The organism is Micromonospora sp. CB01531 (genome assembly GCF_001905095.1).
Taxonomy (GTDB): domain Bacteria; phylum Actinomycetota; class Actinomycetes; order Mycobacteriales; family Micromonosporaceae; genus Micromonospora.
Genome location: NZ_LWLS01000002.1, coordinates 18,045 through 38,132, shown reverse-complemented (window position 1 = coordinate 38,132; position 20,088 = coordinate 18,045). Strand labels below are relative to the sequence as shown.

Annotated in this window: 21 protein-coding genes; 15 read left to right on the top strand and 6 right to left on the bottom strand. The window is 72.7% G+C overall.

All coding sequences use genetic code 11. The features are described 5' to 3' along the window. Positions 1–18: 18 nt before the first annotated feature. The 4 genes from A6A27_RS02675 to A6A27_RS02660 all read left to right on the top strand — a co-directional run bounded on the left by A6A27_RS02675 (position 19) and on the right by A6A27_RS02660 (position 2,982). Entirely contained in the window at positions 19–540 is a 522-nt protein-coding gene (locus A6A27_RS02675) for a SigE family RNA polymerase sigma factor (protein WP_073832755.1), read from the top strand. Next, entirely contained in the window at positions 537–1,487 is a 951-nt protein-coding gene (locus tag A6A27_RS02670; protein ID WP_073832754.1) for a hypothetical protein, read from the top strand. Before A6A27_RS02675 ends, A6A27_RS02670 begins: the two co-directional genes overlap by 4 nt. A gap of 81 nt (positions 1,488–1,568) precedes the next feature. After that, positions 1,569–2,129 (top strand): winged helix-turn-helix domain-containing protein, encoded by a 561-nt coding sequence (locus A6A27_RS02665; RefSeq protein WP_073832753.1) that lies wholly within the window; start codon positions 1,569–1,571, stop codon positions 2,127–2,129. Further along, positions 2,122–2,982: an SRPBCC family protein gene (locus A6A27_RS02660; protein WP_073832752.1), complete on the top strand. Its 861-nt coding sequence runs from the start codon at positions 2,122–2,124 to the stop codon at positions 2,980–2,982. Before A6A27_RS02665 ends, A6A27_RS02660 begins: the two co-directional genes overlap by 8 nt. Before the next feature lie 65 nt (positions 2,983–3,047). Here A6A27_RS02660 and A6A27_RS02655 read toward each other — a convergent pair whose 3' ends face one another. The 3 genes from A6A27_RS02655 to A6A27_RS02645 form a co-directional block, all read right to left on the bottom strand. Further along, positions 3,048–4,442 (bottom strand): hypothetical protein, encoded by a 1,395-nt coding sequence (locus A6A27_RS02655; protein ID WP_073832751.1) that lies wholly within the window; start codon positions 4,440–4,442, stop codon positions 3,048–3,050. A gap of 156 nt (positions 4,443–4,598) precedes the next feature. Continuing rightward, positions 4,599–5,258, bottom strand: a complete 660-nt coding sequence (locus A6A27_RS02650) for a response regulator (RefSeq protein WP_073832750.1) — start codon at positions 5,256–5,258, stop codon at positions 4,599–4,601. Between the two features lie 10 nt (positions 5,259–5,268). After that, complete coding sequence (locus A6A27_RS02645) at positions 5,269–6,417, bottom strand: sensor histidine kinase (protein WP_143193831.1); 1,149 nt, start codon at positions 6,415–6,417, stop codon at positions 5,269–5,271. 217 nt (positions 6,418–6,634) lie between these two features. Here A6A27_RS02645 and A6A27_RS02640 point away from each other — a divergent pair, with 217 nt between their 5' ends. The 4 genes from A6A27_RS02640 (at position 6,635) to A6A27_RS02625 (ending at position 10,394) form a co-directional block, all read left to right on the top strand. Beyond that, positions 6,635–7,339 carry a hypothetical protein gene (locus A6A27_RS02640; RefSeq protein ID WP_073832748.1) on the top strand — a complete coding sequence of 235 codons (705 nt, stop codon included), beginning with the start codon at positions 6,635–6,637 and terminating at the stop codon, positions 7,337–7,339. 271 nt (positions 7,340–7,610) lie between these two features. Beyond that, positions 7,611–8,816: an esterase-like activity of phytase family protein gene (locus A6A27_RS02635; protein WP_073832747.1), complete on the top strand. Its 1,206-nt coding sequence runs from the start codon at positions 7,611–7,613 to the stop codon at positions 8,814–8,816. Positions 8,817–9,000: 184 nt separating this feature from the next. Next, the gene (locus A6A27_RS02630; protein WP_073832746.1) at positions 9,001–9,423 is read left to right on the top strand and encodes a hypothetical protein; all 423 of its coding nucleotides are present in this window, start codon (positions 9,001–9,003) and stop codon (positions 9,421–9,423) included. Then, the gene (locus A6A27_RS02625) at positions 9,420–10,394 is read left to right on the top strand and encodes a S1C family serine protease (protein ID WP_083672379.1); all 975 of its coding nucleotides are present in this window, start codon (positions 9,420–9,422) and stop codon (positions 10,392–10,394) included. The genes A6A27_RS02630 and A6A27_RS02625 overlap by 4 nt, the downstream gene beginning before the upstream one ends. A 94-nt stretch (positions 10,395–10,488) precedes the next feature. Here the strand turns inward: A6A27_RS02625 and A6A27_RS44090 are convergent, their stop codons facing one another. From A6A27_RS44090 to A6A27_RS02615, 3 genes are all read right to left on the bottom strand, one after another. After that, positions 10,489–10,638 carry a hypothetical protein gene (locus A6A27_RS44090; protein ID WP_158073933.1) on the bottom strand — a complete coding sequence of 50 codons (150 nt, stop codon included), beginning with the start codon at positions 10,636–10,638 and terminating at the stop codon, positions 10,489–10,491. 110 nt (positions 10,639–10,748) lie between these two features. Then, the gene (locus A6A27_RS02620) at positions 10,749–11,951 is read right to left on the bottom strand and encodes an RNA polymerase sigma factor (protein ID WP_073832745.1); all 1,203 of its coding nucleotides are present in this window, start codon (positions 11,949–11,951) and stop codon (positions 10,749–10,751) included. A 5-nt stretch (positions 11,952–11,956) separates the two neighbouring features. Next, positions 11,957–12,283 carry a YciI family protein gene (locus tag A6A27_RS02615; RefSeq protein ID WP_073832744.1) on the bottom strand — a complete coding sequence of 109 codons (327 nt, stop codon included), beginning with the start codon at positions 12,281–12,283 and terminating at the stop codon, positions 11,957–11,959. Between the two features lie 375 nt (positions 12,284–12,658). Between A6A27_RS02615 and A6A27_RS02610 the strand changes: the two genes are divergently transcribed. From A6A27_RS02610 to A6A27_RS02580, 7 genes are all read left to right on the top strand, one after another. Further along, entirely contained in the window at positions 12,659–14,083 is a 1,425-nt protein-coding gene (locus A6A27_RS02610) for an MFS transporter (RefSeq protein WP_073832743.1), read from the top strand. Positions 14,084–14,180: 97 nt separating this feature from the next. Then, on the top strand, positions 14,181–14,720 hold the full coding sequence (locus tag A6A27_RS02605) for an RNA polymerase sigma factor (protein WP_083672391.1): 540 nt from the start codon (positions 14,181–14,183) through the stop codon (positions 14,718–14,720). Continuing rightward, positions 14,717–15,298 (top strand): IS607 family transposase, encoded by a 582-nt coding sequence (locus A6A27_RS02600; RefSeq protein ID WP_073832742.1) that lies wholly within the window; start codon positions 14,717–14,719, stop codon positions 15,296–15,298. Before A6A27_RS02605 ends, A6A27_RS02600 begins: the two co-directional genes overlap by 4 nt. Positions 15,299–15,303: 5 nt before the next feature. Continuing rightward, positions 15,304–16,674, top strand: a complete 1,371-nt coding sequence (tnpB, locus tag A6A27_RS02595; protein WP_073832885.1) for an IS607 family element RNA-guided endonuclease TnpB — start codon at positions 15,304–15,306, stop codon at positions 16,672–16,674. A gap of 51 nt (positions 16,675–16,725) precedes the next feature. Beyond that, the gene (locus A6A27_RS02590) at positions 16,726–17,409 is read left to right on the top strand and encodes a hypothetical protein (RefSeq protein ID WP_073832741.1); all 684 of its coding nucleotides are present in this window, start codon (positions 16,726–16,728) and stop codon (positions 17,407–17,409) included. Between the two features lie 27 nt (positions 17,410–17,436). Then, positions 17,437–18,525, top strand: coding sequence for a hypothetical protein (locus A6A27_RS02585; RefSeq protein ID WP_073832740.1), 1,089 nt, complete (start codon positions 17,437–17,439; stop codon positions 18,523–18,525). A 46-nt stretch (positions 18,526–18,571) separates the two neighbouring features. Then, the gene (locus A6A27_RS02580; RefSeq protein WP_073832739.1) at positions 18,572–20,083 is read left to right on the top strand and encodes a hypothetical protein; all 1,512 of its coding nucleotides are present in this window, start codon (positions 18,572–18,574) and stop codon (positions 20,081–20,083) included. Positions 20,084–20,088: the final 5 nt, after the last annotated feature.

The following is a 20,088-nucleotide window of genomic DNA, read 5'->3' as shown; positions in this document are numbered from 1 at the left end:
GCGACGAAAGGAGAGCCGGTGCGGCGGAAGAAGCGCTTCGAGGGGTTGGACGTCCTCGTCGCCGAACGCGGCAGTGCCCTACTCGCGGCGGCGGTGCTGCTGACCGGTAGCCGGGCGGCTGGGGAGGACCTGGTGCAGGCGGCGCTGGAGCGGCTGATACGGAACTGGAGCCGGGTGCACGGCGACAAGGAGGGATACCTGCGTCGCACGCTGTACCACCTCGCGGTCGACCGGTGGCGGTTGCGCCGGCGCCGGCCGGAGGTGCTGACCGAGATCGAGCCGCCGGGCCAGGCCGACGGTACCGAGGCCCTGCACCTCCGGCAGGTACTCATCCAGGCGTTGGCCCTGCTGCCGCCCCGGCAGCGGGCCGTGCTGGTGCTCCGCTACTGGGAGCAGCTCAGCGAAGCAGAAGCCGCCGAGGTGCTCGGCTGCTCGGTCGGCACTGTCAAGTCGACCGCCTCCCGGGGGCTGGCCCGGCTACGTGAGCTCACGGCCTACTGGGTTCTCGAAGACGCAGGATTGAACGGAGCAGGCAGATGACCACTGATCTTGAAGATCGGTTGATCGACGGCATGCGGGACGAGGTCGCCGGGCTGGCGTTCACCCGCGACGTGCTGGGGGACGCCACCCGCCGCCACCGGCGGCGCACCGCCCTGCACCGCACCGCGTACGCGGCCGGGGTGGTCGGGGTGACCGGGGCGCTTGCCGCGGCCCTGACCGTCGGCACCGGTGCTCCCGCCGGCCTGAGAGGCGCGCCTGGGCCGGTCGCTGAGCGGCCCGCGACCGCGGCGAGCCCGGAGTCGCCGCGGATGCGGCTGGCTGCCGCTGCGGCGGCCAGCGAGAACATCAGTTACCGGGTGAAGTTCACCACCACCAACAAGGACAAGCTCCCGCCGAGGGGCGAGTTGCCCGAGCCGGTGGCCAGGACCTGGGTGACGAAGGGTGCGTTCGATCCGGCGACGGCCACCGGCTACCTGGAGTCGCCGAACACCGGGCTGGTTCCGCCCATGTCGATCGGCTGGCTGCAGGAGCGCCTGGTCGATGGCGTCCGATACGTCGGCGGCCTGGACGGCGCCGACCCCGACAGCGGAAAGATCGTGTGGGCTCGGTTTCCGGAGGGCAGGCAGACGAGCTTGAACTACGACGACGCGCTGGGCGGCGGGCTGGGCACCTCGGCGGATCCGCAGCAACTGTTCCGGATGCTGCGGCAGGCCGGCGCCAAGGTGAGCCAGAATGCCGGCGGTGGCTACCACTTTGAGGTCTCGATGCAGGATTCAAAGCAGGGAATCGCCGCCGACAGGCTGGTCGGTGACGTGACAATCGGCGCGGACGGCCGGATCAAGACGGTGGCGTACGACCGTGCGGTGCGGTGGAACGCCCGGGGCCCGGAGCACACCTACCACCTGCACGTGCTGATGGAACTCTCCGACTACGGCCTGCCGGTGAAGGTCGAGGCGCCAGCCAACGCCCTGGTCATCGGCAAGTAGAGACGAAAGGCCGCGCCGACCGCGCGGCCTTTCGTCGAACCTATTGACAAAGAAGTTTTGTACGTACAAACTGATTTTGCCGTGAGAGACGTCCTGTACCTGGAAGAGCGCGAGCAGGCCGAGGCCCTGCTCAAGCCGCAGCGCATCGAAGTGCTGCGGCACCTCGCCGAGCCCCGCACCTGCACCGAGGTCGCCGGCCTGCTGGGCCAGACGCCGCAGCGCGTCTACTACCACGTCAAGCAACTGGTCACGGCCGGGCTGGCCGAGCAGGTGTCCGAACGCCGGGTGCGCGGCATCACCGAGGGCATCTACCAGGCCGTCGCCCGGTCGTACTGGCTGTCACCCCGCCTCGTCGGACGGATCGGTGGGACGCGCCGGGCACAGGACGAGCTGAGCCTGGGCTACCTGCTCGACCTGATGGAGGAGGTCCAGGCCGACATCGCCGCCCTCGACCGCACCGCGCCCGAGCTGCCGTCCATCGGCGTCTCCGGCGAGATCCGGGTGCCGGCCGAACGGCGCCAGGAATTCCTGCACGACCTGCAGTCGACGCTGCAGGACCTGTTCACCCGTTACGGCGGCACCGAGGGAGATGCCTTCAAGCTCGCCGTGGCCTGCTACCCGAAGGGCGACAACAATGAGTGATCTGCTGACCATCCGGGTCCGGCTCGCCGCACCGGCCGACCGCGTGTGGCGCGCGCTGACCGACCCCGCCGAGCTGCGCGTCTGGTTCGCCGAGCACGCCGAGGTCGAGCTGCCGCAGCGGTACGCGTTCTGGGGCCGCTTCACGCCGGAAGGCGACGACCCGCAGCAGCGGCTGCTGCACGCCGACGACCACACCCTGCGCTTCGCCTGGCTGCTCGGCGGCGTCGAGACCACCAGCGAGATCGAGCTGACGCCGCAGGGCGAGCACACCGAGCTGACCCTGCGGCAGAGCCACTTCGTCTTCAGCGAGGCGCTCGACGGCAGCACCATCCGGGGCGTGCTGCAGACCTGGTGGAGCCTGGCCCTGGCCAACCTCAACGCCCACCTGGAGGGGCGGCCGCTACTGCCCCGCACCGACTTCACCTCGGCCGACCTGCGCGGCGAGCTGGTGATCGACGCCCCGATGGACCGGGTGTGGACCTCGCTGACCGACTCCGAGCAGGCCAGCGCCTGGTTCGGGTTCCCGATCGGCATCGAGCCCTGGGTCGGCGGCCGCTACGCCATGGGCGGCTTCGAGGCCGGCTACGCGGCCAAGGTGGTCGACCTGACGCCGGGCCACAAGATGTCCGTCGACTGGGGACCGACCGGCGTCAGCACCTGGGAACTGGCCGAGTCCGGCGGGAAGACCAAGCTGACCTTCGTGCAGAGCGGCTTCGACGAGAGCAACCCCCCGTACGCGGCGTGGAGCGGGTCGGTGTCCGGGCTGTCGGAGCTGCGCCGCTTCCACGAGGTGCCGGACTGGCAGCCGATCTGGCTCGGCGAGGAACAGCCGGCGGGCAGCGCGGCCAGCTGACCGCCAGCTCCGGAAACCCCGGGGACCCGGGCAGACGACGTCTGCCCGGGTCCCCGGTGCGGTTACTACCGGACCGGCTGGCCCGGGGCCACGTTCAGGACCAACAGCTGGCCCTTCTCGACCAGCTCCGGGTCCGCGGACTTGGTGTGGTTCTGCACGTCCAGCAGGTACTTGCCCGCACCGAGGAACGGGGCCGGGATGATTCCCGACGACTCCTCGTCAGTGGTGTCGAAGTACGCGCCGCCGGGCAGGAAGCGCTCCGGGTCCTCGTCGATGATCCGGCGCACCGTGCCCGAGGCGATGTCGTACTGGTAGACGCCGGCCAGGTAGCCCTGGTTGCCCGGGTCCTCCTGCATGAGCACCTGCCCGCGGTCGTTGATGGTGATGTTGTCCATCATCTTCGGGCCGCTGGCCTGGTCCGCCGGGCCCTCGAACACCATGGTGAGGGTGCCGCCCTTGGCCGGGTCGGTCACGTCGTCGAACGACAGCCGCCACAGCCGGCTGTGCTTGGTCATGCTGGCCGTGGTGGCGAAGTAGAAGTCGTTCGGGTTGTTCGGATCCCAGGCGCCGTCCTCGGGCCGGTCGAACGAGGTGCCGCCGGTGGACGACAGCGTGAAGGGCAGGGAGCCCTTGGTCCACGCCGTGGTGCTGTCCTCCACCGCCATGCCCGGCACGGAGATGGTGTAGCTCTTGCCTCCGGTGAGGCCGGCCTTCTCCACCGGGTTCCCGACGGTCTTCTTGTCACCGACGTAGAGCGTGACCTCGCCCGCCCCGCCGTCGCTGGTGCCCATCGCCACGGTCTTGTCGCCGCTGGCCGGGTTGGCGACGATGTTCTCCCAGCTCCCGGTGCCGAAACCGGGCAGCTCGTAGGAGTCGCCGGTCTCGACGACGTGGCCGAACGCGCGGCCGCCGGTCGACTCCTCACCGTTGGTGAAGATCCGGCCGTCGTAACCCTTGCCGGTGGCCGGGTTGAAGAACGCGGTCCGGGCGGCGAGGTCGGCCGAGCAGAGCCGGTTGAACACCGCACCCGGCGTGTCGACGTACTGCCCGTTGCGGGACAGGAAGACCTTGCGGATCAGGTCGCTGCCCGACAGCACCCGCAGGGTCTTCTTGTCGATCACCCACTTGGAGACGAAGGCGCCCTTGCCGCCGTGCGCCCGGGCGACCCCGGCGGTGTTGGCGAGCTCGTGGTTCATCAGGACGGTGAAGGTGCCGTCACCGTTGTCGTACGCGCCGAGGCCGTCGGGGATGCCGGCCATCCGGTAGCCGCCGACCGAGTCGCCGGTGGTGAGCAGCGACGTCAGCGTGACGCCCGGCGTGTGCCGGACCAGGTACGGCGCGTCGCTGCTGCTCGGGCCGGTCGACCCGCCCGGCGCCGCCGACGCTGCGCTGCCGACGGCCATGACGGCCGCTCCGGCGATGGCGACGGCCGACAGCCGGCGCTTGGAAAAGATGTGCATCGTTGCATTCCTCCCAGCGGAGAGTCCGCAATCCGCGGACGCGTCGGCGACGCTACGAGGAGGAGGTGAAGCGATCGGCGGCCAATGTTGACGTGCGGGTGAACAAGGCGGATGCCGCGCCCGAACAGGGGGCGGCTTGCTGGCTGTTTGTCCAGTTCACCGCCCTCCTGGTCGGACCAGGCCATGCTCGTACGCGTAGACCACGGCCTGCACCCGGGTGCGCAGGTTCAGCTTCATGAGCACCCGCGAGAGGTGGGTCTTGACGGTGGCCTCGCCGAGGAACAGCCGACCCCCGATCTCAGCGTTGGTGAGCCCTTCGGCGACGAGGCGGAGCACGTCGACCTCGCGAGCGGTGAGCTGGTCGAGCTCGCGGGAACGGGGGACCGGTTCCGGCTGCGCGGCGAAGCCGCGGATCACCCGCAGGGTGACCGCCGGATCGAGCAGCCCGCGCCCGGCCGCCACCAACCGGACCGCGTCGACGAGTTGCTCCGGCGGCGAGATTTTGAGTAGGAATCCGCTCACCCCCGCCCGGAGCGCCGCCGCCACGTGCTCGTCCTCGTCGAAGGTGGTCAGGATGATGATCTTCGTGTCCGGTGCCGCCGCGAGCAGTCGACGCGAGGCCTCCAGACCGTCGACGCGCTGCATCCGGATGTCCATCAGCACCACGTCCGGCCGCGTACGGGTGACCAGGTCGACCGCCTGGTCGCCGTCGGACGCCTCGCCCACCACCGTGATGTCGGGCTCGCCGCTGAGCACCATCCGCAGGCCGACCCGGACCATCGCCTCATCGTCGACCAGGACCACCGAAATACTCATGATCGACCCCCTACCGGCCCGGCATTGCGAAGTGGGCCCGCACCGCGTACCCGCCGTCCGGCAGCGGCCCCGCGTCGAACGACCCGCCGAAGAGCGCCACCCGCTCGCGCATCCCTACCAGGCCGTGCCCGCCCCGGCCACGGGGAGCCGGAGCCGGCCGAACCTCGCCGCGCTCGTTGACGACGCCCACAGTGACCCCGTCCCGGGCGTAGGAGATCGTCACCACCGTCGGTACGGAACCGGCGTGGCGCAGCACGTTCGTCATCGCCTCCTGCAGCACCCGGTAGGCCGAGGTGTCCAGGGTGCGGGGCAGGGGCACCGTCTCGCCCTCCACCCGCAGCCGCACCGGCAGGCCCGCCCGCGCCACCTCGGCCAGCAGGGCGTCGGCCCGCTCCAGCGTGGGCTGCGGGGCGGCGGCCTCGGCCGTACCGCTCTCGCGCAGGATGCCCACCAGCCCGCGCATCTCCTCCACGGACTGCCGGCCGAGGCGTTCGAGCCCCAGCACGATCTCCTGCTGTTCCGGGCGATCCGCGAGCTGCCGGCGTAGCCCACCCAACTGCAGCGTCATCACGCTGACCGAGTGGGCGACCGCGTCGTGGACCTCCCGCGCGATGCGCGCCCGCTCCTGCACCACCGCCGCCTGCGCGTTCGCCTCGCGTTCGGCCTCCAACGCCGCGGCCAGGTCCGCGAGCTGGGCCGCGCGGGCGGCGTTGGCGCGGGCGAGCAGCCCCAGGAACCAGCCCGGCAGCAGGATCGCCGGGACGAACAGCAGCTCCCAGGAGGGTTTGCCGGTGACCACCGAGGTGAGGGCCAGCGCGACGGCCCCGGTGCCGAGAGCGAGTGACGATCGTCGTGGCGGCTCCCGCCAGCCGACCCAGCCGACCACACCGATCAGCCCGATCATGGCCGCACCGCCGGGGCCCTTCGCGCCGAGCAGCGCTCCGACCGGGTAGCAGCCGGCGGCGAGCAGCGTGCCGGTGAGCGGGAACCACCGCGCCAGCACGATCCCGCCGCCGAGCAGCACACCCGACACCCAGGTGGCGACCGCGGCGTCCCCGAAGAACGGATCCAGGGTCGTCTCCACGACCGCGAGCACGCCGATCAGCGGCCCCAGGACGAACGGGATGAGGCCGGGATCGCGCAGCCGGGCGAGCGTCATGGTGGCACTGTAGGTCGCCGATCCGCCGCTGCCGTCCGCCGTGCGGTGGACCCCGACCGGCTCCAGGTCCACCGTTCGGTGTGTGCCGTGCGGGCGTACCTCCGCTGGTGGGCGGCCTCGATCAGTGCGCCGCGGCGGACGCGCCCGACCACCGCCGCCCGGCATCGTCATCACCCGACACGGCCGCCACGAGTGCGGCCCGCGACAGGGAGTGACGATGATCAGCAACATCGACAGCGCCGGCCCGACCACCGACCCGACGGACACCCGCGGCGATGCCCGCGGCCGGACGACACTGCGCCGCCTCGGCGCGGGCGCGCTCATCGGCGGCCCGGTCCTCTTCCTCGCCGGAATGCTCACCTGCCCGCCGCAGGCCAGCGAATCGACCGCCGACTACGTGACCTCGCTCGCCCGCGACAGCGGGCAGACCCAGCTCTCCTCGATCCTGCTGCACTACGGCACGCTGATCAGCGCGCTGGGACTGCTCGCGGTGCCCGGACTGGTCCGCGGCGCGCGAGGACGGGCAGCCACCCTGGTCGGCACACTGCTCGCCGCGGTCAGCCTGCTCAACATCTCCGGCGCCGTGAAGGACGACTGGTGGCGGATGGAGATCGGCCAGCGCCTGCCGCTGGAGGCCGCCGTCCGCATCTCCGATGCCGTCGACGGCGCCAGCCTCATGCCGCTCTGGCGCGGAACGAGCATGTTCGCCCAACTCGGGCTGCTGCTGATCTGCGTCGGCCTGGCCCGCGCCGGCGTGGTGGGCTGGTGGTTGACGTTCGCGTTCGTGGGCACGTTCGCGGCCGTCATGTTCACCCCGGTGCACCTGACCCTCGTCATGGGTGCCGTGTTCTCCCTGCTGTTGCTGCCCCTGGTGGTCGCCGGCGTCCGCATCGCCGGACGCGAACGGGGCAGCGCCGCCTGAACGCGGGCCCGGCGCACGTCGGCGGCGAGCCGCAGCGGGCGCCGGACGACCGGCACGTCCGGCGCCCGCCCGGGTTCGGCAAGCCGCACCGCTGCTCAGCGCAGGGAAGGAGCGGCGCGACGGCGGGCGGCCAGCCGGAAAGCGGAAGGCCCCGAGCAGACGCCACGAGTGGCTCGTCTGCCCGGGGCTCGGCGCATTCGGCTGACCGGATTGGTCTGGTGCTGGTCCCGGGTTCAACGCGGGTTCAACGATGAGGCCTACCGTCCCGCCCATGACACCCCTCGTACGACGCGCCGCCATCGGCCTGACCGCCAGCGCGCTCGCGGTCACGGTCGTGGCGCCCTCGTCCACCGTGGCCAGTGCCGCCCCCCGCGACGAGTTCGGCCGGGCGGCCCTCACCGGGTTCGCCGCCCTGCCCGCCGAGACGTTCGTTCCGGCCAGCGAGCCGTCCGGCTCGCTGCTTGGTACCGCACCGATCAACGGCGTCACCCCGCCCTTCGCCGACCAGCCGGTGCAGGGATTCAGTGGAATCTTGCGCAACGCGGACGGGACCTTCGACGCGTTGTCCGACAACGGCTACGGCAACAAGGCCAACAGCGGCGACTTCGTCCTGCGCATCCACCGCATCGTGCCCGACTTCCCTACCGGCAAGGTCGACGTGGTCGGCGGGATCAACCTCACCGACCCGAACGGCCTGGTCCCGTTCCCGCTGACCCGCGCCGACCGGGTGCTCACCGGCGCCGACTTCGACATCGAGTCGATGGTGCGGGTCGCCGACGGGTCCTACTGGATTGGCGACGAGTTCGGGCCGTACCTGCTGCACGTGGATCGGGCCGGTCGGCTGCTGCAGGCGCCGATCCCGCTGCCCGGCGTGCGGGCCCCGGAGAACCCCGCCGGCTCGCCCAACCTCGGCAGCAGCAAGGGCTTCGAGGGCATGGCCCTGTCGCCCGATGGCAGGACGCTGTTCCCGCTGCTCGAGGGAACGGTGGCCGGTGACCCGGCGGGTGCGCTGCGGCTCAACGAGTTTGACCTGGGGACCGGTGCCTACACCGGCCGGCGGTGGATCTACCAGCTCGACGCGCCCAGCCACGCCATCGGCGACGCGATCAGCGTCGACCAGAACCGGCTGCTTGTCATCGAGCGGGACGGCGCGGAGGGCGACGCGGCGAAGGTCAAGAAGATCTACCTGGCCGACAAGCGGGACCGCGACCGCGACGGACGGCTGGACAAGACCCTCGTGGCCGACCTGCTCGACATCGCTGACCCGCGCCGGCTGGGCGGCTCCGGTGAGACGTTCCGGTTCCCGTTCACGACCATCGAGGACGTGGTGATCCTCGACGACCGGACGATCGCCGTCCTCAATGACAACAATTTCCCGTTCTCGTCCGGCCGGAACCCCGGCCGGCCCGACAACAACGAGTTCATCACCATCCGCCTGACCGACCGGCTGCACGCCGATCCGCGGGTGATCCGGTAACCGCACGGTAGCGAGAAAGGGTGGGCGGTTCGCTGCCCACCCTTTTTGCTCATCCGGATCGGCGAGCCGAGCGACCGCGGCGGTTCGTCCCCGGCCGCGGCACTCCGGGTTTCCACAGGAAGGGCACAAGTTGGCTTCAGATGCGCGAGCGACGGTGGGTGCATCACCGAGCTGAGGAGAAGCCATGCAACGCGTCGCCGACACCGCCACCCCCACCGTCGCCGTCCTCGGCGACCCTACCCAGGTCACCGGGCTCGCCCGGCAGCTGCCGACCGCCTGGCGGGTGCTACCGGCCCCCAGCATCGACTGCGTGCGGCCCGGCGATTTGGTGCTGCTGATCTGCCCGCAGGTGGACACCGTCGGGCCGACCCACCGCCGGTTGCCGGCCGGGTGCACCCTCGTGGTCCTCGTCGAGCACGACGCCGCCGCGGCGGCCATCGCCGACATTCTCCAGGCCGGGGCCGACGTCTGTGTACGGGCCGGGTCGACCGCCATCCTGGCCGGCCACCTCGTCGCCTGTCACCGCCGAGCGAGCCGGCCGCCGTCACCGGCGGTCGAGCGGACCGCCGTCCTCGCCGGCGCCGAGCGGTTGGCGGTGACCCGATGACCGACACGTTGAACCGCACCGGCGTCGCGCCCACCGTTTCCGCTCCGGTCGGTACGCCGGCACCGGCAACCGCCGCCCCGCCTGCCGCGGTCGATCTGCCGGCGCCCGCGACGGCCAGCCGGCCCGGCTCGGACGGCGGCCCCGGCTTCGGATGGCCGCCCACCGAGCCACCGCGGTCCGCCAGAACCCCGGCCCTACCACCGCCCACCACGTCCACGGGTACCCGTCCGTACCGGCGGCGTGGGCGGGTCGTCGCGGCCGGCGTCGCGCTCGTGCTGATGCTGGGCGGCGGCGCGTCCGGCGCGCTGGTCACCGACCGGCTGCTGGCCGACGGGACGGCCGCCACCGCGTTGCACGTGACCCCGGCCGGCGCCGCGATCGACTCCCTCGCCGGGGTGGTCGCCGCGGTGTCGCCGAGCATCGTCACCGTCACCGCCGCCGCGAACACCGGCACCAGCCTCGGCTCCGGTGTCATCCTCGACGCGAACGGGCTGATTCTGACGAACGCCCACGTGATCGCCTCCGGCGGTCAGCTGCGCGTCGAGCTGTCCGACGGACGTACCGCCCCGGCTGTCCTCGTTGGCGAGGACACCAGCGCGGACATCGCGCTACTGCGGGCCGACGGCCTCAGCGGGCTGACCGCGGCGACACTCGGCAGCGACGCCGCGCTGACCGTCGGCGACCCGGTGCTGGCCTTCGGCAGCCCGCTCGGCCTGCAGAACACGGTGACCTCGGGGATCGTCTCCGCGCTGAACCGGTCGGTGGACGACATGAGCGGCCTCATCCAGACCGACGCGGCGATCAACCACGGCAACTCCGGCGGCGCGCTGGTCGACACCGCCGGGCGGGTCGTCGGCATCAACGTCGCCATCGCCACCACCGGCCAGGACGCCGGCAGCATCGGGCTCGGCTTCGCCATCTCGATCGACACCGTCCGCACCGTGGTCGACGGGCTCACCGCCGGGCACTGACCCGTCCGGCACCCGCCAGCCCCATCAGATCTGTACCTACAAAGCCGACAATGCATTCGTCAGCGGCTCAAGCCCGGCCGGGCCGGCAGCGGGCTCACACCCGCTTGCGAACCCAGCCGACGATGGCGGTCGCGAGGAACAGGATCACCCCGACCACGAACAGCCAGAACAGGCCCTTCACCGCGAGCCCGACGACCACCAGAACCAACCACACCAGCAACAGGGCAACGAGCAGTGCGATCATGGGGCGCTGCGTACCCACGTGTGACCTGCGCAAACCGGGTGATGGGCGGGTGCACCGACATCATCCACCTCCTGGCGTGCCCGGTTCGGCGCAAGACCCGTCGAGGTTTCTCACCGGCTCACGTCGGCCGCGCGCCGCAGCAGCGCCCGCTGTTCCGGCTCGGAGCGCACCGCGTCGGCTGCCGCTCGGAACAGCGCCGCGGCGCGGTCCCGGTCGCCGTGCCGGGCGGTCAGCTCGGCCTCGGCGGCCAGCGCCGGCGGGTAGTTGTCCAGCACGCCGCCGGCGCGGGCCTCGGCGAGCAGCGCAAGCCCGGCCGCCGGACCGTACGCGTAGCCGTGGGCGACCGCCCGGTTGAGCCGGACCACCGGGGTGGGGCCCAGCCGGACCAGATGGTCGTACCAGCCGGCGATGGCGGGCCAGTCGGTGTCGGCGGCGGTGCGGGCGGTGGCGTGGCAGGCGGCGACCCGGGCCTGCAGGGCGTACGGGCCGTGCCCGGCGCGGTCCAGCAGCGCCACGCCCTCGACGATGCCAACCCGGTCCCACCGGGACCGGTCCTGCTCGTCGAGGGTGAGCAGGTCGCCGGCCGGGTCGCGGCGGGCGGCGCGGCGGGAGTGGTGCAGCAGGAACAGGGCGAGCAGCCCGGCCGCCTCAGGCTCCTGCGGCAGCAACTCGTGCAGCAGCCGGGCCAGCCGGATCGCCTCAGCCGCGAAGGCCGGCTCGCCGTCGGCGTCGTACCCCCGGGTGAACAGCAGGTAGAGCACGGCCAGCACGCCCGGCAGCCGCTCGACCAGCGCGGACCCGGTCGGCACCCGGTACGGGACGCCGGCCGCCGCGATCCGCGTCTTGGCCCGGGTGAGCCGGCGGGTCATGGCCGACTCGCTGACCAGGAAGGCGCGGGCGATGTCGGCGGTGGGCACCCCGGCGATCGTGCGCAGGGTCAGCGCGACCCGGTCCGGCAGGGCCAGCGCCGGGTGGCAGCAAGTGAAGATGAGCCGCAACCGGTCGTCCACCACATCCCCTTCCGGTGGCGCCGGCTCGGGGTCGGTGAGCAGCGCCAGCTCGCGCAGCTTGCGGCGTTCCACGGCGGCCCGGCGCAGCACGTCCACGGCCCGGTTCCGGGCGGTGGTCATCAGCCAGCCGCCCGGATTCCCGGGTACGCCGTCGCGCGGCCACCGTTCCAGCGCCGCGGCGAGCGCCTCCTGGGCGCAGTCCTCGGCGAGGGTCCAGTCGCCGGTCACGCGGATCAGGGCGGCCACGATCCGCGGGTACGCCTCGGCACCCGCTGCGGCGACCGCCCCGGCCGCGTCGGTCACCGGCGTCAGTCCACGAGCGGACGCAGCTCGATCCGGCCCGCGTACGCCATCGGGTGGGCGCGGGCCACCTCGACCGCCTCGTCCAGGTCGGCGCACTCCAGCAGGTCGAAGCCGACGATCACCTCCTTGGTCTCGGCGAACGGGCCGTCGGTGAGCAGCAGTTCACCGTCGCGGACCCGGACGGTGGTGGCCGCCGACGGCGGCGCGAACCTGCTGCCCGTCACGCGCTGGCCGTTGGCGTCCCGCTCAGCCACCCACTGCTCGATGTCGGGCGCGGCGCTGGGGTCCATGTCCGGCTCGGTGTCGGTGCACACAAGCATCATGTACTTCATCGTTCTCTCCTCCGGTTGTGCTTCCACCCAGCCTGACGAACGCGGGCCGCGTGTCCGGACAGCCGCGGGCGAAGAAATTCGTGGGTGATTTCCGGGCCGAGCCGGGGTACTGCCGAGCGATGTACTTCATCTTCGGGCCCCAGACCAGAGTTGACCGGTCCGACGTTGTCGCGGACGGCTGCCACATTGTCACCCGCCAGCCGTGCACGCCCGGCCGCCGGCACCGGCGCCGCAGTCGGACGCTCGCCGGTGCCCGGTCGCCCCGCTCACCCGCGAACCGCCCCTCCGGCCGCTGAACTGTGATCTTCCACCCCGTCACGGACCTGTTCCCACGTGCGCGAATACGCTGGGGAGGTCGTCCGAACGGGGAAACTGTTGCGCAATCATCCGGCCGTCGTGCTGGTGGCCGTCCTGCTGTCCACCCTCGCGCTGCCGGTCTCGCTGACCGGCGCGTCCGTCGCGCTGCCCGACATCGGCCGGGACCTGGACGCCGGGCTGGCCGGCGTGCAGTGGGTGGTGAACGGCTACAACGCCACCTTCGCCAGCTTCATGCTCGCCACCGGCGCGCTCGCCGACCTGTTCGGCCGCCGCCGGGTCTACGCCATCGGCGTGATGGTCTTCGCCGCCGGCGGGCTGCTCGCCTCGGTCGCCGACAGCATCCTGCTGCTCGACGTCGCCCGCGCCCTCGCCGGGGTCGGCGCGGCCGCCGCCGCGACCAGCGCGTCCGCCCTGCTCGCCGGGACGTTCCAGGGCCGGGCCCAGGCCCGCGCCTTCGGCGTGTTCGGTACGACCATCGGCGTCGGCCTCGCCTTCGGCCCGTCGATCGCCGGGCTGCTCATCGAGGGCTTCGGCTGGCGGGCCGTCTTCGCCGCCCCGGCCCTGGCCGCCTGCGCGGTGCTCGCCCTGGTCCCGCTGCTGCCGGAGTCCCGCCAGCCGCACCCCGGGCGGGTCGACTGGCCCGGCACCGTCTCGTTCACCGCCGCGCTGCTGCTGCTCATCTTCGGTTTCGTCCAGGGCCCCGAGTACGGCTGGGCCGCCCCGGTCATCCTCGCGGCGTTCACCGCCGCGGCGGCGCTGCTGGTGGCCTTCGTCCGGGTGGAACGCCGCCGCACCGATCCGATGTTCGACCTGGCACTGCTGGCCAGCCCCCGGTTCCTCGGCATCTGCCTGGCGGCGGCCACCATCGTGGCGGTGCTAGTGCCGCTGCTGGTCTACCTGCCGTCGTACCTGACCACGGTGGTCGGGCTCAGCGCCGGCGCGGCCGGCGCGACGCTGATCCTGCTCACCGCCCCCACCCTGGTGCTGCCGCTGCTCAGCGGCGCGCTGACCCGGCTGGTCCCGGCCACCGCGGTCACCGTCGTCTCGGTGACCGTGGTCGCCGTCGGCGCGGCCTGGGCCACCGTCCTCGGCCCGCACGCGGACACCGCGACGCTGGCCGGCCCGCTGCTGACCATCGGCGTCGGGGTGGGACTGTCCATCGGGCTGCTCGACGCCATCGCCATCGGCAGCGTCGCGCCCGCCCGCGCGGCGACCGGCGCCGGAATGATCAACACGGCCCGGCTGACCAGCGAGACCGTGGCCATCGCCGTGGTCGGCGCGGTGCTGGCCAGCACCACCGCCGGGCGGCTCGCCGACCCGGGCTTCACCGGCGGGCTGCGGGCGGTGCTGTGGTCGATGGCCGGGCTGGCGGCGGCCGCCGCGGTGGCCGTCGCCGTGCTGGTCCGCCGGGGCGCGGCCCGCGTCGGCCCGGCCGAAACGGTGACCGACGCGGAGCCGGTCACCGGGCAGGCGGCCGCTTAGCGCCGGTGGTGGCCCCGGCCGCCGGGGCGGTGCAACCAACCGCACCGCTCGTGCGCCTGAGCTTCGACGTCCGGGCATGGACGGGACTGGAGCGGAGATGGCGGTGGGGACGGAGGTCGCCGAGCCGGTGTCGCTGGGCGAGGACGGGTTCAGGACCGTGTATGAGGAGCAGTTTCCGCTGCTCGTCCGGTTCGCATACCTGACGACGGGGAGCGCGGCGGCGGCGGAGGACCTGGTGCAGGAGACCTTCGTGGAGCTTTACCGGCACCGTGACCGGGTCCGCGCTCCGGTGCCGTGGCTGCGGCGTGCGGTCGCGAACCGGTGCACCTCCTGGGTACGACGGCGGGTGCTGGAGCGCCGCCACGCGTTCCGCGACCCGGACCCGCCGTACGCCCCGACGTCGGCGGACGGCCCGGCGGTGCGGGCGGCCCTGCGCCAGGTACGCCCCCGCCAGCGTGCCGCCCTCTTCCTCCGCTACTACCTGGACCTGCCGGAGCGGGAGATCGCGGAGGCGCTCGGTTGCGCCCCCGGCACCGTCAAGGCGCTCCTGCACCGTGGACTCGCGACCCTGAAGGGGCCCCGCAGTTGTTTACCAGCCGGCATGAGCGCTCAGGAGTGGGCTAGAGTGTGGGTGTGAACCTGAAGGAGTGGGCGGCGTCTCAGGGCGTGTCGTATGCGACCGCGCGGCGGTGGTTCGCGGCCGGGAAGCTGCCTGTTCCCGCCTACCAGGCCGGCCGGTTGATCGTGGTTGGGGAGCCGGCGCCGCCTGTGCAGGGACGACAGGTGGTCGCGGTGTACGCCCGGGTGTCGTCGGTCGATCAGCGTGCTGACCTTGACCGGCAGGTCGCTCGGGTAACCACCTGGGCTACCGGGCAGGGTCTGATGGTGGACCGGGTGGTCACCGAGGTCGGTTCCGTCCTCGATGGGCGCCGTAAGAAGTTCCTCGCGCTGCTGGCAGACAGGGCGGTGTCGACGATTGTGGTGGAGCGTCGGGATCGGTTCGCCCGGTTCGGTGCCGAGTACGTTGAGGCTGCGCTGTCTGCGCAGGGCCGCCGTCTGTTGGTGGTTGACCCGGCCGAGGTTGATGACGATCTGGTGGGCGACGTGACCGAGATCCTGACCTCGCTGTGTGCCCGCTTGTATGGGCGCCGCGCGGCGGCGGACCGGGCCCGCCACGCGATCGACGCCGTCACCGGTGGGGAGAGCGCCGCGTGAAGGTGATGCAGGCCTACCGGTACGCCCTGGATCTGACCCCGTGCCAGGAGCGGGCGGTGCTGGCGAACGCGGGCGCGGCCCGGGTGGCCTATAACTGGGCCCTGGCCCGGGTGAAGGCCATCATGGACCAGCGCGCCGCGGAACGCACCTACGGTGTGCCTGAAGAGTTGCTGACCCCGACCGTCGGCTGGAGTCTCGCCAAGTTGCGGAAGGCGTGGAACGCCGCCAAGGCGGACGTGGCGCCGTGGTGGCCGGAGTGTTCCAAGGAGGCGTTCAACACTGGCCTGGACGCCCTGGCCTGCGGTTTGAAGAACTGGTTCGACTCGCGTACGGGCAAGCGAAAGGGGCGGCGAGTCGGGTTCCCGCGGTTCAAGTCCCGCCGCCGGTCGACGCCGTCCGTGCGGTTCACCACGGGTGCGATCCGGGTGGAGCCGGACCGCCAGCACGTCGTGCTGCCCCGGCTGGGTCGGTTGAAGCTGCACGAGTCCGCCCGCAAACTCGCCCGCCGCCTCGAGGCGGGCACAGCCCGGATCCTGTCCGCGACCGTGCGCCGTGATGGCGGCAGGTGGCATGTCGCATTCTGCGTCGAGGTCGACCGGGCAGAACGCACCCCGGCACGTCCGCGGGCGGTGGTCGGGGTGGACGTCGGGATCACCCACCTCGCGGTCCTGTCCACCGGCAAACTCGTCCCCAACCCCCGCCACCTGGATGAGGCGGCCCGGCGGATGCGCCGCCTCGCCCGGCAGATGTCCCGGCGCGTCGGCCCGGACCGGCGTACCGGCCAGCAGCCGTCGAAACGGTGGGAACGGGCCCGCCGGCATGTGGCCCGGGCGCACGCCCGGGTGGCGAACCTGCGCCGTGACGGCCTGCACAAGCTCACCACCCGCCTGACCCGTAAGTACGGCACGATCGTGGTCGAGGACCTGAACGTGGCCGGCATGTTGCGCAACCGGCGGCTGGCCCGGCGTGTCGCCGACGCCGGGTTCGGTGAAATCCGCCGGCAGGTGACGTACAAGATCGGATGGAACGGTGGCCATCTGGTGGTGGCCGACCGGTGGTATCCCTCCAGCAAGACCTGCTCGGCATGTGGCGCGGTGAAAGCCAAGCTGGCCCTGTCCGCGCGTACCTACAAGTGCACCTCCTGCGGCCTGGTCCTGGATCGGGATTTGAACGCCGCACGTAACCTCGCCGCGATCGCGCGTGAGGCGACAACCGCCGGGAGTGGCCCGGTGGCAGGACGTGGAGCCGACCATAAGACCCGCCCCGGCGGGCCGGTGGCTACGAAGCGTCAACCCGGCACCACCCAGGCGGGTAAGACCGGGACCGTCCCACCGCCAGGCGGGACTGCCGACCATGTGCTCACTAGAGCGCACTGAGAGGTAACGGCAGCTCGATGTCTGACCACGCGCGCACAGTGGACCCGGTCGGTGCTGGACCGGGCGCTCGCCGACCGGACCTTCCCCACCCCGCCCGTCGCCGTCGTCGTGGCGCGCGCCGAGCGGCGGCCGGCACGCAGCGGCTGGCCGGTGCTGGCCGCCGCGCTGACGGCGGCGTGCGCGCTGGTCGCCGGCTCCCTTGTCGGGCCGGTGAGCCGGCTGCTCTTCGGCGAGCTGGGACCGGGGCGGCCGCTGTCCGGGATGCCCGCCGCCGCACGCGCCGAGGTGGCCGCCCAGTGCCCGGTGTCCGGTCGCGGCGATCGGCTGCTCAATGCGGTGACCTGGCCGGACGGTCGCCGGGCGGCGACTGCGGTGAACGGCACGCGGTACGCCTACTGCGTCTCCGACCGCTCCGGGGAGCTGCGCCGCCTCATCGAGGGACAGGTGGATCCCGGCCAGGATCCGCTGGCCTGCGCGCCTCGCTCCTGCCGGTACGGCAGCCTGACCGGGCCGCTCTCCGCCCTGTCGGTCGGGGCGTGGGTCATCGCGCTGGGCCCTGCCCCGGCAGACGCGGTGCGGGTGCGCGGGCGCACCGACGCCGGTGACCTGGTCGAGGCGCCGGTGGTGAATCGCACCTGGATCCTGCGCGCCGACACCCGGACCCGGTCGAGCATCGACTTGCGGAGCGTGGACTTGATCGCCGCCGACGGCACGACTCTGTTCACCGTGCGCTGATCCGAGGGGCGGCTATCGTGGCGTGTCGTGACGGACACCGCGCAGCGCCTGGCTGAGATCCGGGGTGGTGTGCCGCCCCGACGGCATAACGCCCGCACCATCGCCGCGTTGACCGGGAACCCGGGCTGCACCCGGCGGGCGGTGCTGGACAGCGCCGGGGTGGACAAGCCGAAGCTGGCCGAGCGGATCGGCTTCCCGGCCCGGTTCGGTCAGTCCCGCTTCGCCATCACCCGGGGCAACGCGTTCGAGGCCCAGGTGAAGGCGGACGGTGGTACGGAGTTGCTGCGGCTGGTCGCGGAGCGGCTGGGCGTACCGGTGCCGGCGGGCGCGACCTGGACGGATCTGGGTGGGGCCGAGGACCTGCCGGACCGGCACGAGCGGTTCCGGGCGGCGCTGACCGGCGGCGGCGACGAGCCGGCGTTGTTCGACCATCCGCTGCTCGGGCTGGACGTGGCTGGCCGGCGGGTGCACCTGGAACCGGACCTGGTCGCGGCCCGGCTCGGTGGCCGCTTTCACGTGGTGGAGATCAAGTCTTTCCCGGTGATCGACGGTCAGGCCGACCCGGCGAAGGTCTCCGCCGCGGCCATCCAGTCGGCCGTCTACGTGCTGGCGCTGCGCGAGTTGCTGGCCGCCGAGGGGCACGACCCGGAACTGGTGTCGCACGAGGTGGTGCTGGTCTGCCCGCGCGACTTCGCCAACCGGCCGGTGGCCAGCCTGCTCGACGTCCGTAAGCAGTTGCTGGTGCTGCGCCGCCAGCTCGACCGGATGGACCGGATCGAGGATCTGCTCGGCGACGTGCCGGCCGGCTTCACCGCCGACCTGGCCGCCGATCCGGCGGCCCTGACCGCCGCGCTGTCCGGGGTGCCCGCCCGTTATGCGCCCGAGTGCCTGGCCGCCTGCGAGCTGGCGTACTTCTGTCGGCATGAGGCGCGCGGCCACACCACGGCGCTGGGTCGGCCGGTGCGGGAGGCGCTGGGCGGCATTGCCGACGTCGGGGAGGTGCTGGCGCTGGCCGACGGCGTGCGCGCCTCGGATCCGGAGCAGGCGGAGGCCGGCGCGCTGCTGCGCGCCGCCGCGCGCCTGCGCGCCGATGCCCTCGCGGGAAGCCCTTCATGAGTACGTTGCGCCGGCCCCGCCGGTCCGTCCCGTCCCGGAGGTGCCGGTGAGCACGCTGCGCGCCCTCGCCAAGGCGCAGGCGGTCGCCGCCGGGTTGGCCCAGCCGGTGGCCACCGTCCGGCATCTGCACCTGTCGGACCGTCCGCTCGTGGTGGTGCCCCTGGCCATGGCGGGCGAGGCCAACGCGCCGCTCGCCGCGATGGTCGGTGCCGCCCGCGACGAGGCGCGGTTGCTGGTGGTGCCGCAGCCCCGCAACCGCGACCAGCGGTTCGCGTTCGCCGCCGAGCTGGCCGGGATCGTGCTGCTGTACCTGGACTCGTTCCGCGGGGTCAGCGAGGCGGTGCCGGTCGATCGGGGCAAGGACGTGCGGTACCGGTACGTCGACGCGCCGCAGTTGCTGGTGCCCAACCCGGCCGGGATCACCTTCTTGCGGCTGTTCGGCCGCTCCACCCGGTTCCGCCGGCCGGACGGCGACTACCCGGTGCACCCGTCGGTGCCGCTGCTCGGGCGTTGGCTGACGTTCTTCGCCGAACGCGCCGAGCATCCCGGCTCGGCGGCGTTGGTGGCGATGACCGAGGCGTTGACCCTGCACTGGGCGACCGGGCAGAGCGCGGTGGAGGACCTGCACCTGCCGGCGCTGCTCGGCTGGCTTGACCCGCCGCCCGGTTCGATCGGCGCCGAGGCGGCCGCCTGGGCCGAGGACCCGGAGGTGTGCCCGCCCGCTGGTCCGGCCACCGACCCGGACTTCGACAATCGGCGGCTCGCCCCGGCGATGGCCGCGTACGTCGAGGCCGACGGCGACCCGGCCGCCCGGTCGGCGGCGTACGCGGAGTTGGAGCGGCTGCTGCGCGGCCAGCTCACGCCCACCTGGGAGCTGATGTGGCGCGGCGTCGGGTTGCTGCGTGCGCTGCCGTCCGGCGCCCGGGTGGCCGGCCGGTGGGACGGCGACAAGGACGCGTTCACCGGGTACGCCGAGTACGTCGATGACGGCGGCGGGCCGCAGCCGCGCCGGGACGGGGCGGTGGCTGCGGCGGTGCGGCTGCACCGGTTGGAGCGGGCGCTGACCTCCTACGCGGTGCAGCGTGCCTACGATGACCCGCTCGTGATGGCCGAGCACCGGCTGACCGGGGAGGCGTTCGTCGGTGACGTGACTCTGGCCGACCCGAAGCGGGTGGACGACACCGGCAAGCGGCCGGTGCTGCGGCCCCGCATCCAGGTGGTCACCACCGAGCCGGTGCTGGTGCCGGTCGGGGCGACCCTCTACTCGCCGGCCCGGCCCGGCCAGAAGGCGAAGGTGGTGTTCCTGACCCCGGGCGCGGACGGGAAGACCGAGGTGGTGCTGGAACTGTCCGGTGGGATGGGACGGGGGTTGACCGCGCCGCCGGGCACGGTGCCGGAGGTGGGGGAGCGGCTCTGCTTCACCACTCTGTCGGATGCGTTCCTGCCGGCCGGGAACTTCCCGGCCACGGAGGAGACTCCGTGGACCCACGGCGGCCCGCCGACCGTCGGGCCGGTACCCGAGAGCGGCGACGGGGATCCGGCGGAGGAGTGGACCTGAAATCC

Bases quoted from the DNA above. Each gene is read 5' to 3' on its own strand.
- tnpB (WP_073832885.1), top strand. From the start codon at position 15,304: ATGCAGGCCTACCGGTACGCCCTGGATCTGACCCCGTGCCAGGAGCGG.
- A6A27_RS02645 (WP_143193831.1), bottom strand. From the start codon at position 6,417: ATGACGCTCGCCCGGCTGCGCGATCCCGGCCTCATCCCGTTCGTCCTG.
- A6A27_RS02650 (WP_073832750.1), bottom strand. From the start codon at position 5,258: ATGAGTATTTCGGTGGTCCTGGTCGACGATGAGGCGATGGTCCGGGTC.
- A6A27_RS02640 (WP_073832748.1), top strand. From the start codon at position 6,635: ATGATCAGCAACATCGACAGCGCCGGCCCGACCACCGACCCGACGGAC.
- A6A27_RS02655 (WP_073832751.1), bottom strand. From the start codon at position 4,442: ATGCACATCTTTTCCAAGCGCCGGCTGTCGGCCGTCGCCATCGCCGGA.
- A6A27_RS02670 (WP_073832754.1), top strand. From the start codon at position 537: ATGACCACTGATCTTGAAGATCGGTTGATCGACGGCATGCGGGACGAG.
- A6A27_RS02615 (WP_073832744.1), bottom strand. From the start codon at position 12,283: ATGAAGTACATGATGCTTGTGTGCACCGACACCGAGCCGGACATGGAC.
- A6A27_RS44090 (WP_158073933.1), bottom strand. From the start codon at position 10,638: ATGATCGCACTGCTCGTTGCCCTGTTGCTGGTGTGGTTGGTTCTGGTG.
- A6A27_RS02660 (WP_073832752.1), top strand. From the start codon at position 2,122: ATGAGTGATCTGCTGACCATCCGGGTCCGGCTCGCCGCACCGGCCGAC.
- A6A27_RS02635 (WP_073832747.1), top strand. From the start codon at position 7,611: ATGACACCCCTCGTACGACGCGCCGCCATCGGCCTGACCGCCAGCGCG.
- A6A27_RS02630 (WP_073832746.1), top strand. From the start codon at position 9,001: ATGCAACGCGTCGCCGACACCGCCACCCCCACCGTCGCCGTCCTCGGC.
- A6A27_RS02625 (WP_083672379.1), top strand. From the start codon at position 9,420: ATGACCGACACGTTGAACCGCACCGGCGTCGCGCCCACCGTTTCCGCT.
- A6A27_RS02605 (WP_083672391.1), top strand. From the start codon at position 14,181: ATGGCGGTGGGGACGGAGGTCGCCGAGCCGGTGTCGCTGGGCGAGGAC.